Origin of the sequence: Bacillus sp. DHT2 (assembly GCF_026241455.1) — a bacterium.
Classification (GTDB): domain Bacteria; phylum Bacillota; class Bacilli; order Bacillales; family Bacillaceae_G; genus Bacillus_A; species Bacillus_A pseudomycoides.
The window spans coordinates 101,748-114,959 of record NZ_JAPHWH010000009.1; the positions used below are offsets into that span (position 1 = coordinate 101,748).

13 protein-coding genes and 2 pseudogenes are annotated in these 13,212 nt (G+C 34.5%); 6 read left to right on the forward strand and 9 right to left on the reverse strand.

The genetic code is table 11. The features are described from left to right. Positions 1-505 precede the first annotated feature (505 nt). Entirely contained in the window at positions 506-1,414 is a 909-nt protein-coding gene (locus ORL93_RS20010; protein WP_098160898.1) for an EamA family transporter, read from the forward strand. A 231-nt stretch (positions 1,415-1,645) separates the two neighbouring features. Then, positions 1,646-2,791 (forward strand): M20 peptidase aminoacylase family protein, encoded by a 1,146-nt coding sequence (locus ORL93_RS20015; protein ID WP_006095617.1) that lies wholly within the window; start codon positions 1,646-1,648, stop codon positions 2,789-2,791. A gap of 45 nt (positions 2,792-2,836) precedes the next feature. On the opposite strand, the gene ORL93_RS20020 is transcribed toward ORL93_RS20015, so the two are convergent. The 3 genes from ORL93_RS20020 to ORL93_RS20030 all read right to left on the reverse strand — a co-directional run bounded on the left by ORL93_RS20020 (position 2,837) and on the right by ORL93_RS20030 (position 5,354). Next, positions 2,837-3,781 (reverse strand): ABC transporter permease, encoded by a 945-nt coding sequence (locus tag ORL93_RS20020; RefSeq protein WP_098160899.1) that lies wholly within the window; start codon positions 3,779-3,781, stop codon positions 2,837-2,839. After that, positions 3,774-4,685 (reverse strand): ABC transporter ATP-binding protein, encoded by a 912-nt coding sequence (locus tag ORL93_RS20025; RefSeq protein ID WP_141556362.1) that lies wholly within the window; start codon positions 4,683-4,685, stop codon positions 3,774-3,776. The genes ORL93_RS20020 and ORL93_RS20025 overlap by 8 nt, the downstream gene beginning before the upstream one ends. 93 nt (positions 4,686-4,778) lie before the next feature. Beyond that, the gene (locus ORL93_RS20030; protein ID WP_098149120.1) at positions 4,779-5,354 is read right to left on the reverse strand and encodes an FtsX-like permease family protein; all 576 of its coding nucleotides are present in this window, start codon (positions 5,352-5,354) and stop codon (positions 4,779-4,781) included. A gap of 197 nt (positions 5,355-5,551) precedes the next feature. Between ORL93_RS20030 and ORL93_RS20035 the strand changes: the two genes are divergently transcribed. Then, positions 5,552-6,163 (forward strand): hypothetical protein, encoded by a 612-nt coding sequence (locus tag ORL93_RS20035; protein WP_098160900.1) that lies wholly within the window; start codon positions 5,552-5,554, stop codon positions 6,161-6,163. A 30-nt stretch (positions 6,164-6,193) separates the two neighbouring features. Here ORL93_RS20035 and alsR read toward each other — a convergent pair whose 3' ends face one another. Beyond that, positions 6,194-7,096 carry an acetoin biosynthesis transcriptional regulator AlsR gene (alsR, locus tag ORL93_RS20040; protein WP_006095613.1) on the reverse strand — a complete coding sequence of 301 codons (903 nt, stop codon included), beginning with the start codon at positions 7,094-7,096 and terminating at the stop codon, positions 6,194-6,196. A 145-nt stretch (positions 7,097-7,241) separates the two neighbouring features. Between alsR and ORL93_RS20045 the strand changes: the two genes are divergently transcribed. Together ORL93_RS20045 and ORL93_RS20050 are read left to right on the forward strand one after the other, a co-directional pair. Continuing rightward, complete coding sequence (locus ORL93_RS20045; RefSeq protein WP_006095612.1) at positions 7,242-7,607, forward strand: CidA/LrgA family holin-like protein; 366 nt, start codon at positions 7,242-7,244, stop codon at positions 7,605-7,607. Next, positions 7,604-8,281 carry an LrgB family protein gene (locus ORL93_RS20050; RefSeq protein WP_033796326.1) on the forward strand — a complete coding sequence of 226 codons (678 nt, stop codon included), beginning with the start codon at positions 7,604-7,606 and terminating at the stop codon, positions 8,279-8,281. Before ORL93_RS20045 ends, ORL93_RS20050 begins: the two co-directional genes overlap by 4 nt. Before the next feature lie 145 nt (positions 8,282-8,426). Here the strand turns inward: ORL93_RS20050 and ORL93_RS20055 are convergent, their stop codons facing one another. The 3 genes and pseudogenes from ORL93_RS20055 to ORL93_RS20065 form a co-directional block, all read right to left on the reverse strand. Then, a complete protein-coding gene (locus ORL93_RS20055; RefSeq protein ID WP_097793889.1) occupies positions 8,427-10,067 on the reverse strand; it encodes a M20/M25/M40 family metallo-hydrolase in 1,641 nt (546 codons plus the stop codon). A gap of 81 nt (positions 10,068-10,148) precedes the next feature. Then, positions 10,149-10,895, reverse strand: coding sequence for an IclR family transcriptional regulator (locus ORL93_RS20060; protein ID WP_018765299.1), 747 nt, complete (start codon positions 10,893-10,895; stop codon positions 10,149-10,151). Between the two features lie 113 nt (positions 10,896-11,008). Next, positions 11,009-11,167: pseudogene (locus ORL93_RS20065) on the reverse strand (NUDIX hydrolase); the annotation flags it as partial. Positions 11,168-11,309: 142 nt separating this feature from the next. On the opposite strand from ORL93_RS20065, the gene ORL93_RS20070 reads away from it, so the two are divergent. Continuing rightward, positions 11,310-11,510, forward strand: a complete 201-nt coding sequence (locus tag ORL93_RS20070) for a DUF3903 domain-containing protein (protein WP_097793891.1) — start codon at positions 11,310-11,312, stop codon at positions 11,508-11,510. A gap of 305 nt (positions 11,511-11,815) precedes the next feature. Here ORL93_RS20070 and ORL93_RS20075 read toward each other — a convergent pair. Together ORL93_RS20075 and ORL93_RS20080 are read right to left on the reverse strand one after the other, a co-directional pair. Continuing rightward, a pseudogene (locus ORL93_RS20075) lies at positions 11,816-12,406 on the reverse strand (DUF2238 domain-containing protein). Between the two features lie 26 nt (positions 12,407-12,432). Next, positions 12,433-13,188, reverse strand: a complete 756-nt coding sequence (locus ORL93_RS20080) for a sulfite exporter TauE/SafE family protein (RefSeq protein ID WP_097793893.1) — start codon at positions 13,186-13,188, stop codon at positions 12,433-12,435. Positions 13,189-13,212: the final 24 nt, after the last annotated feature.

Genomic DNA, 13,212 nt, shown 5'->3' on the forward strand with positions numbered 1-13,212 from the left:
GGGAGAGAGCATCCCGCCATGCATAGAAGCGGTCAGATCCTTTTCCTGCCCCATGCCAAGTGAAAACAAAAAGAGAAAACAAGTAGCAGTCACCTTTTGTTATCCATAACCATGGCTTATATGTCGAAAAATCAAAATGGATTTATATATTCTTTCTGAAGCGGTTTCATTTTCCTTCTATTATAAATATATTCTGTCATTCATTAACATATCAAAGCTTTTTCTAAACAACAAATCATTTGTATACTTTCCTCCTATACGCTAGGTATTTCCTGTGAAAAATATTTTTTTTAAATGATAACTTTATACAACTCGTTCCCTATCTTACAATACTTCTATAATTATAAATTTCAAGATTATGCATAAATATCATACTTTTATTATTACGCTATAAAATATCACACTTTTCTTTCATTTGACCCTTCATTTTTAATTTTGTATACTTCCATCTAGTTATATATGTCCGTTTTGGAACAACTTAATATATAGGATGGGAGGAATTTTCATGCTTCGTTATTCTCTTTTAGTTTTATTAGGAGCATGTAGCTATGGAATTTTAGCTATCTTTGTTAAACTTGCATACGCAGAAGGTTTTTCACTTGGAGAAGTAATTGGTAGTCAATATTTGTTCGGTTGGTTTATTTTACTTGGAATTACTCTTCTTTTTTCTAGACACCGCGTTCCACTTAAACAAATGCTTATTTTATTTGTCGCTGGAACATCAGCTAGTTTTACCGGTATCTTTTATTATGCTTCACTGAAAACTGTACCGGCATCTATTGCCATTATACTATTATTCCAATTCGTTTGGGTTGGTATTATCATTGAAGCTGTAGCAACAAAAACATTACCGTCAAGAGAAAAAATCATTTCTGTTCTCTTTTTACTTGCGGGTACATTCTTATCGAGCGGATTATTAGAAAAATCAGCAGGTGACTTCGATACAACTGGAATCATATTAGGTTTACTATCTGCTGTTACATTTGCAACCTACATTTTTGTAAGTGGTAAGGTCGCTGTCGAAGTGCCCTCATTACCAAGAGGCGTCCTCTTAATGGCTGGCGCTTTAACTTTAGTAATGGTAGTATTCCCACCAACATTTATTTTTAATGGGGCTATTTCACAAGGACTTTGGAAATACGGTTTAGGATTAGGAACATTCAGTATTGTTATTCCATCAATCGCCTTTACAATCGGAATTCCAAAAATCGGTTCCGGCTTAGCCACTATTCTTGGTGCAGCCGAATTACCTGTTACAACAATTATGTCTGTATTCGTTTTAAAAGAAGCGGTACTCTCTTCTCAATGGCTTGGTGTATCACTTATCTTGGTTGGTATTGCAATTCCACAAATTGCATATGCAATGCGCGGACGATATCGAAAACATCATACACATAAGAAAGTTGCTGCATAGGCGAAAAGAGGCTTCTCATTTGAGAAACCTCTTTTTTAGTATATCTTGTATTTATGAATTCCTTGTAAATAATAACATGTGAAAAATTTCAAAATTAATTTAAGGGCTATTTTTCTCTTACAGATTCATTAAAAACACTAAACTCCTATATAATTACTAATGAATAGATTTTTTATTTTAATATACTTAAAATATAAATTGAAGTTTATCCTGAGAAAGAAGGCAAAATAGATGAAACCCATCACAAATCAATTAACAGAGAAGTTAATCTCCATCCGCCGGCATTTACATCAATATCCAGAACTATCTTATGAAGAAACAGAAACAACAAAAGCGATACAGAACTGGTTAAACGAAGCTAACATCACAATTATTAGTTCTAATTTAAAAACTGGCGTAATCGCAGAAGTTTCCGGTGATAAGAATGGACCAATTATTGTGCTCCGTGCTGATATTGATGCTCTTCCTATACATGAAGAAACTAATTTATCTTATGCTTCTAAAAATCCTGGTAAAATGCATGCATGTGGACATGATTTTCACACAGCATCTATTCTCGGCGCTGCCTACTTATTAAAAGAAAATGAATCTTCACTTAATGGAACTGTTAGATTCATATTCCAAGCTGCTGAAGAAAGCGGAGACGGAGCATGCAAAGTAATAGAAGCTGGTCATTTAGAAAACGTACAAGCCATTTTTGGTATGCACAATAAGCCCGATTTACCAGTTGGTACAATTGGTATAAAAGATGGACCACTTATGGCCGGCGTTGATCGTTTTGAGATTGAAATACAAGGAGTTGGAACACATGCAGCTGTACCTGATGCTGGTGTTGATCCAATTGTTGCCTCTTCTCAAATTGTTATGGCACTACAAACAATTGTAAGCCGAAATGTAAGCTCTTTTCATAACGCTGTCGTGAGTGTAACAAACATTCATTCAGGAAATACATGGAACGTTATCCCTGAAAAAGCAACTTTAGAAGGAACCGTTCGTACATTCCAACCTGAAACACGCCAAAGAATACCAGAACTGATGGAACGTATTATTAAAGGGGTTTCTGATGCACTAGGTGTTGAAACGAAATTGCATTGGTATCCAGGTCCTCCTGCCGTTCATAACGATATAAAACTTACAGAATTATCTACCCATATTGCTCAAGTAATGGGCCTCCAAATTATTTCACCAAAACCTTCTATGGCAGGAGAAGATTTTTCATTTTATCAACAAAATATACCTGGTTCATTCGTCTTTATGGGAACGGCTGGGACACAAGAATGGCATCACCCTGCTTTTACATTAGATGAAGGAGCATTACCTATAAGCGCACAATATTTTGCTTTATTAGCTCAAGAAGCTATTAACAAATTACGATAAAAAAGCCGTTAAGATCATTCTTCTTAACGGTTTTTCCATCTATTATTATGTTAAATCGCGCTTTGAAAATACAGTATAGGAAATACCTAGGAAAACAAGTAAATAAATCATCAGAATACAAGAGGCAAATGGGAATGTTATCCCTGAAACTACGCTTCCATGTTGTAATATTCCATATAAATCTGTATTTGCCGGTAATAAAAATTTCATCCATTCATATCTAGATGCTGGCATTAAAATGATTCCACCAGATAATGCCACAAATAAAGAAATACCTATTGCACCCCCACTTGATCTTGTTAGAACAGAAATCATAAAAGCAAGCGCTGCATACACAAGAGTTGGTAGCCATTCTAATAGATAATACTGGCTCACATCACCAAAGATATTCCGCTCAATAATACTACCATTTTGTACAATAAATTCCGTCCATGCTGGCTGTTGAAACTTATAAATAACAAACCCACATAACAGTGAGAAAAGCATATTAAATATAAATAGTAATCCAGAAAAAATAACAATCGCAACATATTTCGCTGTTAAAATTTTTAATCGATTCGCCGGGCGAATCATTAAGAATTTATAAGTTCCCCAGTTGTACTCATTTGCAAAAATTGTACTAGCATATACAAGAATAAATGGTAATAAAATCGGAAAAACAATTAATCCGGTATCTCTCATAAAAGTTAGAGGTGAAGCATCTGCAGGTGGTGTATTCGTATCTAAGTGCTTGATTTTAAGCTGATACTCTTTAACGAGCTCATCTCCTGATTTTTGATTTATAATATCCTGTTTCGTACTTCCAAGTTTCTTTTCAATTTCTGCCGTTCGCTCCGTATACTCTGTTTTCCAATCTCCTGATAAAGACGGAAAGTATTTAACAGAAACCCATCCTAAACCAATAACTAAAATTGCAATAACAACAAACGGTATCATTGTTCGCTTTCGCTTAAAGATTTTATACAGTTCGTTATAAACTAAATTAAACAATATCCTTGCCTCCTGTTAATTCTAAAAACTTCTCTTCTAATGTTTTTCTTTCTTCATAAACACGATAAATACGAATACTTTTTTCTGTTAATGTACGAATCACATTTGGAATTTCTTCATTTTCCACAGTAAGAATCAATTCATTATCTTGAATTACAGCATCATACGTTAAAAGATCCGCTGCCCGCTTCACATCATCAACACGTATATGAATCGTCTCCATTTCCAAACTTCCATCTCGTTGAATACTTTGCGTCGTTACATATTCTCCATGTTGAATGATAATGACGCGATCACACATTAATTCAACTTCAGATAATAAATGACTCGATACAAGAACGGCCTTTCCTTGTTCATGTGCAATTTTCTTTATATACATACGCATCTCATGGATACCATTTGGATCTAACCCGTTTGTTGGTTCATCTAAAATAAGTACATCCGGGTTATGTATAAGTGCTTGTGCAATTCCTAAGCGTTGCCTCATACCAAGTGAATATGCTTTTACTTTTCGGTCAATAACCTGTCCCATACCTAGTAATTGGACAACTTCATTAATACGGTCTTCTGTAACGTTACTATTCATACGCCCAAAATATGTCAAATTTTCATAACCACTTAAAAAAGGATAGAATTCTGGATTTTCGATTACAGCACCAATTTTTGCAGCTGTACTTTCAAATTGCTGTTTTACAGATTGACCATCTATCCAGACTTCACCTTCCGTCATGCGAATCATACCAACCATCATTCGCATTAATGTTGTTTTCCCGGCACCGTTTGGCCCTAATAAACCAACAACTTCGCCTTTCTTTACTTCAAAACTTATATTTTCTACTAATGTCTTTGAGCCGATTCGCTTTGTTAGTTGTTCTACTCTCACTATAGATTGTTTATTTACCATTTTATACAACCTTTCTCTCTAACACTTTTTTCAGTTCTTTACACTGTATCATGATTATTTTCTGCTGTAAAACGAACAAAAAGACATGATGCCTCATGCCTTTTCCTCGACTTTATTTAATTGTTCATATTTAAATTCTTGAATAATTTTATAACATTGCCATATTGATAATAAGATGATTATAACGATCAACACTGTCGTTACTGATACTGCGTATAACGTAATCGGTGCGCTATTTATTCCATGAACTCCTATTAACTTTATAAAAATCACTGTAAATAATTTCAAAAACAGCATCCCATGAATAAAACCAAAAAGAATCGCTCCACCGTAAATCAAAAACTGCTCCTGACATAACAAACAAAATATTTTTCTTTTTTTCATACCGGCAGTTTCATACAACAGTAATTCTTGTTTCCTATTTTTTAAAAATCTTTTTGTCATTTTGTATGCAACAGCAGTGCATACAAAAAACAACAGTACTTCCCCATAATATAGTGTAGCTAACAAAAACGGTATATGCTGTATTTTTTCTATTACCGCTTCATTAGATCGGATAGATATAATGAAAAAATATAGCATTGTACTCATTGCAATCCATATAAATTGCTTTAATCGTTGGGCAGCATAGTTTTGTATATTTTTCTTTGCTAACCGAAATAAAGACATAATTGATTCCCCTACCTTACTTCTTAACGTCCAGTATTCCATACTACTAGTGTATAAAAATATGACTTTTTTAACATCGAACTACAATCGGAGTCTCTACTAGGTCTTAAGTCGCAGAAAAATGACTTTATGTCTAAGGTTACATTGAAATAGAAGAATTCCCATAAAAATCTAATATATTAATATTGGGGGATTAAATGAAAAAAACACTACTTCTCAGCATCATTTTATTGATTACTTCTCTTAGTAGTTGCGGCGTCCAACAAAATATAAACTCGTACACAACTGTAAAACCATATAATTTATCAGAAAAAGAAACTGCGCTTTTGCAATTATTACCCTTACAACAAGGACATGTCTCTTTTTATGAAGTTACCATTCCTCATAAACAAGTTGAAATATTTACAAATATTGGATATTACCAGAATGGAGAAAAGGTAAAAGATATGGGTGGGTTTTCTTCTTCCGACTTTAAAGACAAAAAAATAAGATTAGCCGTTGGTCAACAAATGTTTCAACATACGAACAACGAGACTTGGCAATGGTTCATGGGTATTGACGATAGTTCAATGACTGTTTCTGAAAATAGCTTACCTAATATTAATGGGTCTGCATTTGAAGAAATTAGCAGCTCTAAAAAAATAGAATATAATAAAAGAACAGTTCTTGCTGCTTGGATAAAAACAAATAAAAATCATATATCTTCACTCTCTATAGAAGATGAAAGCTCACGCCAACGATTAATTCAAGAAAATGAACATGTCTACTTATTCATTATTGAAATAAAAAGAGGAGATGCATCACAATAGCATCTCCTCTTTTATCACATTTCTGTCACCTTACTTATCATTTTCAACTTCAATTCGTTTTTTTTCTCTCGCAATTTTTAAAAACTCTAACAGCTCAGGATTACTATTTGTTTTCCGATATGCTACTGACATTTCAGCTACAAATTTAGAATCAAATATTGCCTTGTACACCACTTCTGTTTTATATAACTTATTTGCCGATACCGGAATAACGGTTATACCAATTCCTGCAGCTACAAGCCCCATAACGGTTTGATACTCTGTTGCCTCTTGCACAATGTGTGGACTAAATCCAGCATTCCTGCATAACGATAAAATTGTATCGTATAACGCAGGCCAAACGGGTCTTGTTATAAATACAAATGGTTCATCTTGCAAATCTTCAATATGAATTTCTTCTTTCTCTGCTAATGGATGCGCTTTTGGTAAACATAGTGTACACGAAAGCTTTTGAATTGGTTCTAATTCTAGTAATTGTGTATTAATTGGTGGACGTAAAAATCCAACATCAATACGATTATCATGGAGCGCATGAACTTGATCCGGTGTCGATAATTCATGCAGTGCAACAGATACTCTTGGAAACTTCTTTCGATACTCCCTAACAATAGACGGTAAAATATCATATATCGCTGCCCCTACAAATCCAATTGAAAGTGATCCAACTTCTCCCCTTTGTGCACTTTGCGCGACTTCTACTGCCTTCTCAATTTGATCAAATGCTTTTTTCACTTCTTTTAAAAACATCTCTCCTGCTTCTGTCATCTCAACTTTCCGCTTCGTTCTTGAAAATAATGTAACTCCCATCTCTTTCTCTAATTGCTGAATTTGTTGACTTAGCGGTGGCTGTGTCATTTGTAAGCGAGCAGCTGCTCGTCCAAAATGTAGCTCTTCTGCTACAACAACAAAATATTGCAAATGCCGTAATTCCATTTGAGATCCCCTTTTCGATTAATATGTATAATAAATTAATAACATATAATTTATATATTAGACAAATATTTTGAAAGGACGTATAGTAGAAATTGTTAATTCTTTTTACAATTTTTATGAAAAAAATCGAAAGCGGTGTTACTGTATGAAATGGTGGAAATTAAGCGGACAAATCTTACTATTATTTTGTTTCGCTTGGACAGGTGAATGGATCACAAAGCAGGCACACCTCCTAATTCCAGGAAGTATTATCGGAATTTTTTTATTATTAATGTCATTAAAATTTAACTTGGTGAAAAAAGAGTGGATTCAAGACGGAGCGGATTTTTTATTAAAAGAACTTATTTTATTTTTTATTCCTTCTGCCGTCGCTGTTATCCGCTACAAAGATACATTATCACAATATGGTATCGATCTCATTTTGATTATCATGATTAGTACCCTTTGTGTAACACTCGTCACTGGAATCTTAACAGAACTGCTATTAAAGCGGAAAGGATCAGCACAATGATCGGCTTTTTTTGTTTACTATTAACACTATTAACATATTGGATTTCTAAGAAACTATATCAGCGCTGGAATTGGAGTATACTTTCACCGCTTCTCGTTTGTCCAATTGTTTTAATCGTGTTATTACTTGGACTAGATACATCTTATGAAACATACGATTCTGGTGGCCATTGGTTAACTGAACTATTAAAACCAGCAACCGTAGCTTTTGCATGGCCCATCTATAAATACTTTGATTTATTAAAAAAACATGCGAGTGCAATTTTAATTAACGTCATTGTCGGTTCATTATTATCTGTTATTACTTCAGCTCTTCTAGCAGATGCTTTTCACATTGATTCATCACTAGAACATAGCTTAGCACCGCACATTGTCACAACACCAATTGCCATGGCAATCTCAGAAATGATTGGTGGTATGTCACAATTAACAGCCGTATTCGTTGTACTTACAGCACTAACTGGAGCACTCTTAGGCCCTTCTCTTATTCGCATATGCCGTATTAAAACCGCCATCGCGAAAGGTATTATGCTAGGTACTAGTGCAAACGGTACCGGTACTTCAAAAGCATTCGAAATCGGACCAGTGGAAGGTACAATTGCAAGTTTATCCATGCTTCTAACAGCTGGCGCAAGTTTAGTCATTGTACCACTTTTCTTATCCTGGTTACATTAAACAACACTATACTCTTATTTTATTTATCCCGATCAATCGGGCTTTGAATAAAAATAAATCATTACAAGAAAAAGAATAGGAACTGTAGTATAACGCTACAATTTCTATCCTTTTCTTAATTCCCTTCTCTCCTACACAAACATAACTATGACTGTGTAATTTTATTTGAAACAAGTAATTTTTCAATACATATAGACAACATATCTAATAGCGTTTCAAATGCGTAATTTATGTCCAGACGTTCTGTCCATTGATGTGCATCTTTTCCTACTGGTCCCATATTTAATACTGGAACATCAAACTCTTCTAACTCCTGGAGCGGAATTGAATAGCCTTTATCCCATAATGGCATATTTTCTACAAGTGAGCTCATTGAATCAACTGGATACTGTAAGCCTACATAGCTTAAATCTGAAATTCCTCCAAAATAATTTTGATTTTCAAATGTAATTCCATGATTGTAGTGAGCATATCTTTCCATTTCCCTAACTACTTCTTTAATTAAAGGATTGTGACGTGAACTCACAGCTGGATAGTACGGTGGGGCAAAGAAAAGCACAATCATTGGTGCCTTTTCTTTACATAAAATAGCTAATTTATCAACTAAATCAATTGTTACCGCACGATCATCTTTATCTTCACTATTTTTTATAACAGTAGATTGAATATCAGCTATTTTTTCTTGCCCATGTTGTTCAATTGCATAAGCGATAAGCTCTTCATACGTTAATACATTTACTTTAAGATTAGGCGGTATGAACGGATTATACTTAGAAAAACGATATGCTCGCTTCTCATACGAGTCTTCGATTTTTTCTGCTACTTTCGTTACTTTTTGATGTAACAACGAAATTACATCTGTCATCGTTTTTTCTAGTAAAAATAAATTAAACAATGTGACTGCACGATGAGGAATTTGTACAGAATAATCCTCCTTTAAGTCTCTTTGAAACAAATTAGTTGGTGGAGGGCTCGCTTCGCCTTCTACAATATCACAAAGTTCCGTATTCAATTCTAATTCAGCTGTTAATAATGAAGCCATATAATTAGCATTTAATCCCGCAAAAGGTTCGCCTACATGTGTTTCCTTTCCATAACAAAGGAAACCAGGTAACACCTTACCAATAGAACCCGTGTAAATATACTTATTTTGATCACCAGGATGACGCGTAAACATAGGCTCTGAATTTAAAACCGTTTTATATTCTAGGTTATGTTCTTTTGCTAAATCTAATAATCTTGGAACAGCAGCTCTCATTCCTACAGAGTTCACTTCTTCATCTGGAACAGCTAATAAAAGGACATTTCCGTCAAACTTCCCTTCACAAGCTTGCTCAACCATTGCCATTTGCAAAGCTAGACCACATTTCATATCCATTGTTCCTCTACCAAATAGCCAATCCCCTTTTTCTATATCTTCACGTACATGATTCGGTAGCTCATCTTTATGAGAATAAAACATAGATGTTAATTTTTTAGGGCTAAATGCATCCGCTTTCCACCTCCCATAATCTTGCACATCTACAACATCAAAGTGACTAACAAGAATTACTGTATTTTTTGTATTATTATTTTTCTTTACTAGAGCAGTAACAAAATATCGTCCATCCCCCGTCGGATTTTTTTGCACATGATTGGAATTTTGTTTGAAATAATCTAGATCCGTTAGTTGGCCAACAACAAAATCTGGCAATATAATCTCAGCTTCCGAGCCAGTAATACTAGGAATTTCAACAAGATCGCTTAATAATTGAACCAATTGTTCTTTTGATTGCCATTTTGACATATAAATCCCCCTATTTTTCCACATAATGAAATTCATTTCCACTATATGAATAAAAAAAATGACGACAGACTATCAAAATTATTATTCCGATGTTCTGCCGATTTTTATTGATATTTCATTAGCCGCTTGTTTGACCTTACTAATAAGAAAAGATAGTCGATCATCGTTAATACGATGATTAATTAATCCAATACTTAGTGCTCCTACTACTTTATGATTAAATCCTATAATAGATGCAGCTACTGAAGCTGTTCCTTCTGTTTTCTCACCATAACTCACAGCATATCCTTCATTTCTTATCATTGCGAGTTGATCAAAAAGCATTTGCTTTTGTTCTGGTAAAGAAGAAAGTAACTGTTCTACAATGTATTCCATTTCATTTGTTTTCATATTGGCAAGCATCGTTTTATTTGCGGCGCCAATCGAAAGAGGAATCTGTTCCCCTAAGTTATCGATAACTCGAATTTTTAAAGGGCTATCCATTCTTTCAATAATAATAGAATGTGTTCCATTTGGAATGTTCAAGTAAACACTTTCTTCAACTTCAAAGGCCAAACGCTTCATCACTTCTCTTGCAACAGATCTGTAGTCTACCTTCTCTAATTGACGTAACCCTATTTCCATCCACATTGGTCCAGTTGTATACTGTTTTGTTTCTGAAACTTGCGTAACTAATCCATGCTCCATTAGAGAGTTAAGTAACCTATGTACTGTACTAACTGGGAGATGTGTTCTATCAGCTATATCAGAAATAGCCCAATATTCTTTGTCATTTATAGAATTCAATAACTTAATAATACTTATTGCTCGATCAATGGATTGTACCATAACTCGCCTCAACTTTACTTGTAATATGTTAGTAGCCTTAATTAACTATCAATTTAACAAAAATTCAAACTGAAATCAATTTAATTATCGAATTTTCTAAAAATAAAAACAACAACTTCTCGGATACAACACTCTTCTAATGTTTCTCCTTCTTCTTGTCCACCACTTGGTACTGACCACCTTTTCGGTTCCTCTTTCTTCCCCTGTAATACCATCAAAATTTCATTTTTTTCATTCACACATATAGCTGCTGTTCCATTCCATCTTTTCATGTGTCTCTCCTCCCATACCTAGTATTCTTTCTTACCCTGTTCTTCTCCTTGAAAATAGAGGAAAATGCTGAATTTGTAACGAAAGATTATATCAACTTCAAAGACAACTCATTCCTAGAAATTCAAGCGGAAGGATGAGAGTATGATTTCTAAATATGTTGTGGAGTGTGTTTTTTGTGAAGAAAACCGAAAATCTCGGCAAGCAACTGTCACCGTGTCTGCCACTTCTCATACACTTGCCACTCAAAAAGTAAGAGATGAATGCAAACGCCGCTTTGGAAAAACACTGCTATTACAAACCGAAATTACAGAAGAATTATTTTTACACAAAAAAGAAAGCTGACCATACATTGGTCAGCTTTCTTCATCCGATCATATTTTCACATGAAGATTAGGGGCATCCTCTTTAAGGATCGGGATTTCCCCATTATGTACGCTCCATAATGGGCATCGAACAATATATTTCTATACAATCAAACATTGAATAGAATAGGGCAAAACTTGTTCGCATTTTTAGAAAAGGGATAGGGATATAATACTAGTAATGCGTCGAATACTCGGACGCTACACTCATTATATTATAATAAATCCTTTTATATGGGAAATATGAATTACTTACATAATTCATACGTAAAACATATTAATCCATCATTTTATATTTTTAACATTACGAAATAATAGCATTGCCAACATCGCCCCAATTAATGCAAGTGTCATATCCCACTGTGTGTCCCAAACATCTCCTTGTGTTCCAAGGAATGCTTCTGCTCCTGTCCCCGTTAATTTTGCAACTGCAAACTCTAACAACTCATATAATGCACTAAATGCTAAACAAACTGATATTACAAGTAGTTCTAGCCATCCTTTTTTTTGAATCTCAACTACCTTTATAAGTACTTCTCATGATAATAATGCTGGAACAAATCCTTGCATAAAATGCCCAACACGATCATAGTAATTTCTTTCTAAATCATAAGCATCGCGTAGCCAATTGAATAATGGTACTTCTGCATATGTATAATGGCCTCCAATGAGCAATATCAACATATAAATCCAAGTCCATACGTATGTGAACGTTGTAAATCGAAAACGTCGATATGTAATCATTAAAATGAGTACTAAAACAGCTGCAGGTGCGACCTCTAAAACCCATGTAAAAGAATCCTTTGGATATATTCCTGATATAAGTAATGCAATCCAAAAACCTACACATAACAATTTATGAAAATGAGCAGACACACCTCTTCCCCCCAGTACTTTATTTCTTATTCCATTAATAACATACATCCAGCTAAAACAGGTGTCATGATCATCGAAAACCTCAAAATAATACGAGGTGCATAATTTGTAAACTTCGCGCCTATATATGCCCCGAGCATTGTTCCCATTAAAACTTGTACTAATAACATGTAATCTAAATATCCTGCTGAAGTATATCCAACTCCTCCACCAATTGCGATTGGTAAAATAACAAGCATTGTAGTCCCTACTGACTGATGAATTGATAAGCCTAGTAATGCCATTAATCCTAGTTGAATGAAAGGTGCTGAACCAATTCCAAATGCTCCTGCTAATATCCCAGTTGCAATTCCTAACATAGCTCCTTTTCCTAATACATATGGAGATAACTGATCTGATAAACTAGCAGACAACTCTTTTTGATTTTGCACAAAAAACAAACGAACTAACATGCATATCGCTGATAAAAATAACATACCAGCCGTAAACCAATGAAGGAGCTGTGCAGGAATCCCAGCACCAATTTTAGATCCAACATATGATCCAAGCGCACCAAATCCTCCTACAACACAGCCAATTTTCATGACAACATTTCTTTCTCGATAATGACTTATCACTCCAGAAAGTGTTGTAAATGCCATTGCTGTTAATGATGTCGCGAGCGCTATGTGAATTGGCACATGAAATACGAGAGTGAGCACTGCAATAATAAACCCAGCTCCACCTGCTCCAACAAACCCTAATAAAATCCCCATTAGAAACATTGTAATAATAATAGCCACTTTCTTTCCCCTCCAATGGCTCTA

Bases quoted from the DNA above. Each gene is read 5' to 3' on its own strand.
- ORL93_RS20010 (WP_098160898.1), top strand. From the start codon at position 506: ATGCTTCGTTATTCTCTTTTAGTTTTATTAGGAGCATGTAGCTATGGA.
- ORL93_RS20045 (WP_006095612.1), top strand. From the start codon at position 7,242: ATGAAATGGTGGAAATTAAGCGGACAAATCTTACTATTATTTTGTTTC.
- ORL93_RS20070 (WP_097793891.1), top strand. From the start codon at position 11,310: ATGATTTCTAAATATGTTGTGGAGTGTGTTTTTTGTGAAGAAAACCGA.
- alsR (WP_006095613.1), bottom strand. From the start codon at position 7,096: ATGGAATTACGGCATTTGCAATATTTTGTTGTTGTAGCAGAAGAGCTA.
- ORL93_RS20035 (WP_098160900.1), top strand. From the start codon at position 5,552: ATGAAAAAAACACTACTTCTCAGCATCATTTTATTGATTACTTCTCTT.
- ORL93_RS20030 (WP_098149120.1), bottom strand. From the start codon at position 5,354: ATGTCTTTATTTCGGTTAGCAAAGAAAAATATACAAAACTATGCTGCC.
- ORL93_RS20025 (WP_141556362.1), bottom strand. From the start codon at position 4,685: ATGGTAAATAAACAATCTATAGTGAGAGTAGAACAACTAACAAAGCGA.
- ORL93_RS20050 (WP_033796326.1), top strand. From the start codon at position 7,604: ATGATCGGCTTTTTTTGTTTACTATTAACACTATTAACATATTGGATT.
- ORL93_RS20060 (WP_018765299.1), bottom strand. From the start codon at position 10,895: ATGGTACAATCCATTGATCGAGCAATAAGTATTATTAAGTTATTGAAT.
- ORL93_RS20015 (WP_006095617.1), top strand. From the start codon at position 1,646: ATGAAACCCATCACAAATCAATTAACAGAGAAGTTAATCTCCATCCGC.
- ORL93_RS20055 (WP_097793889.1), bottom strand. From the start codon at position 10,067: ATGTCAAAATGGCAATCAAAAGAACAATTGGTTCAATTATTAAGCGAT.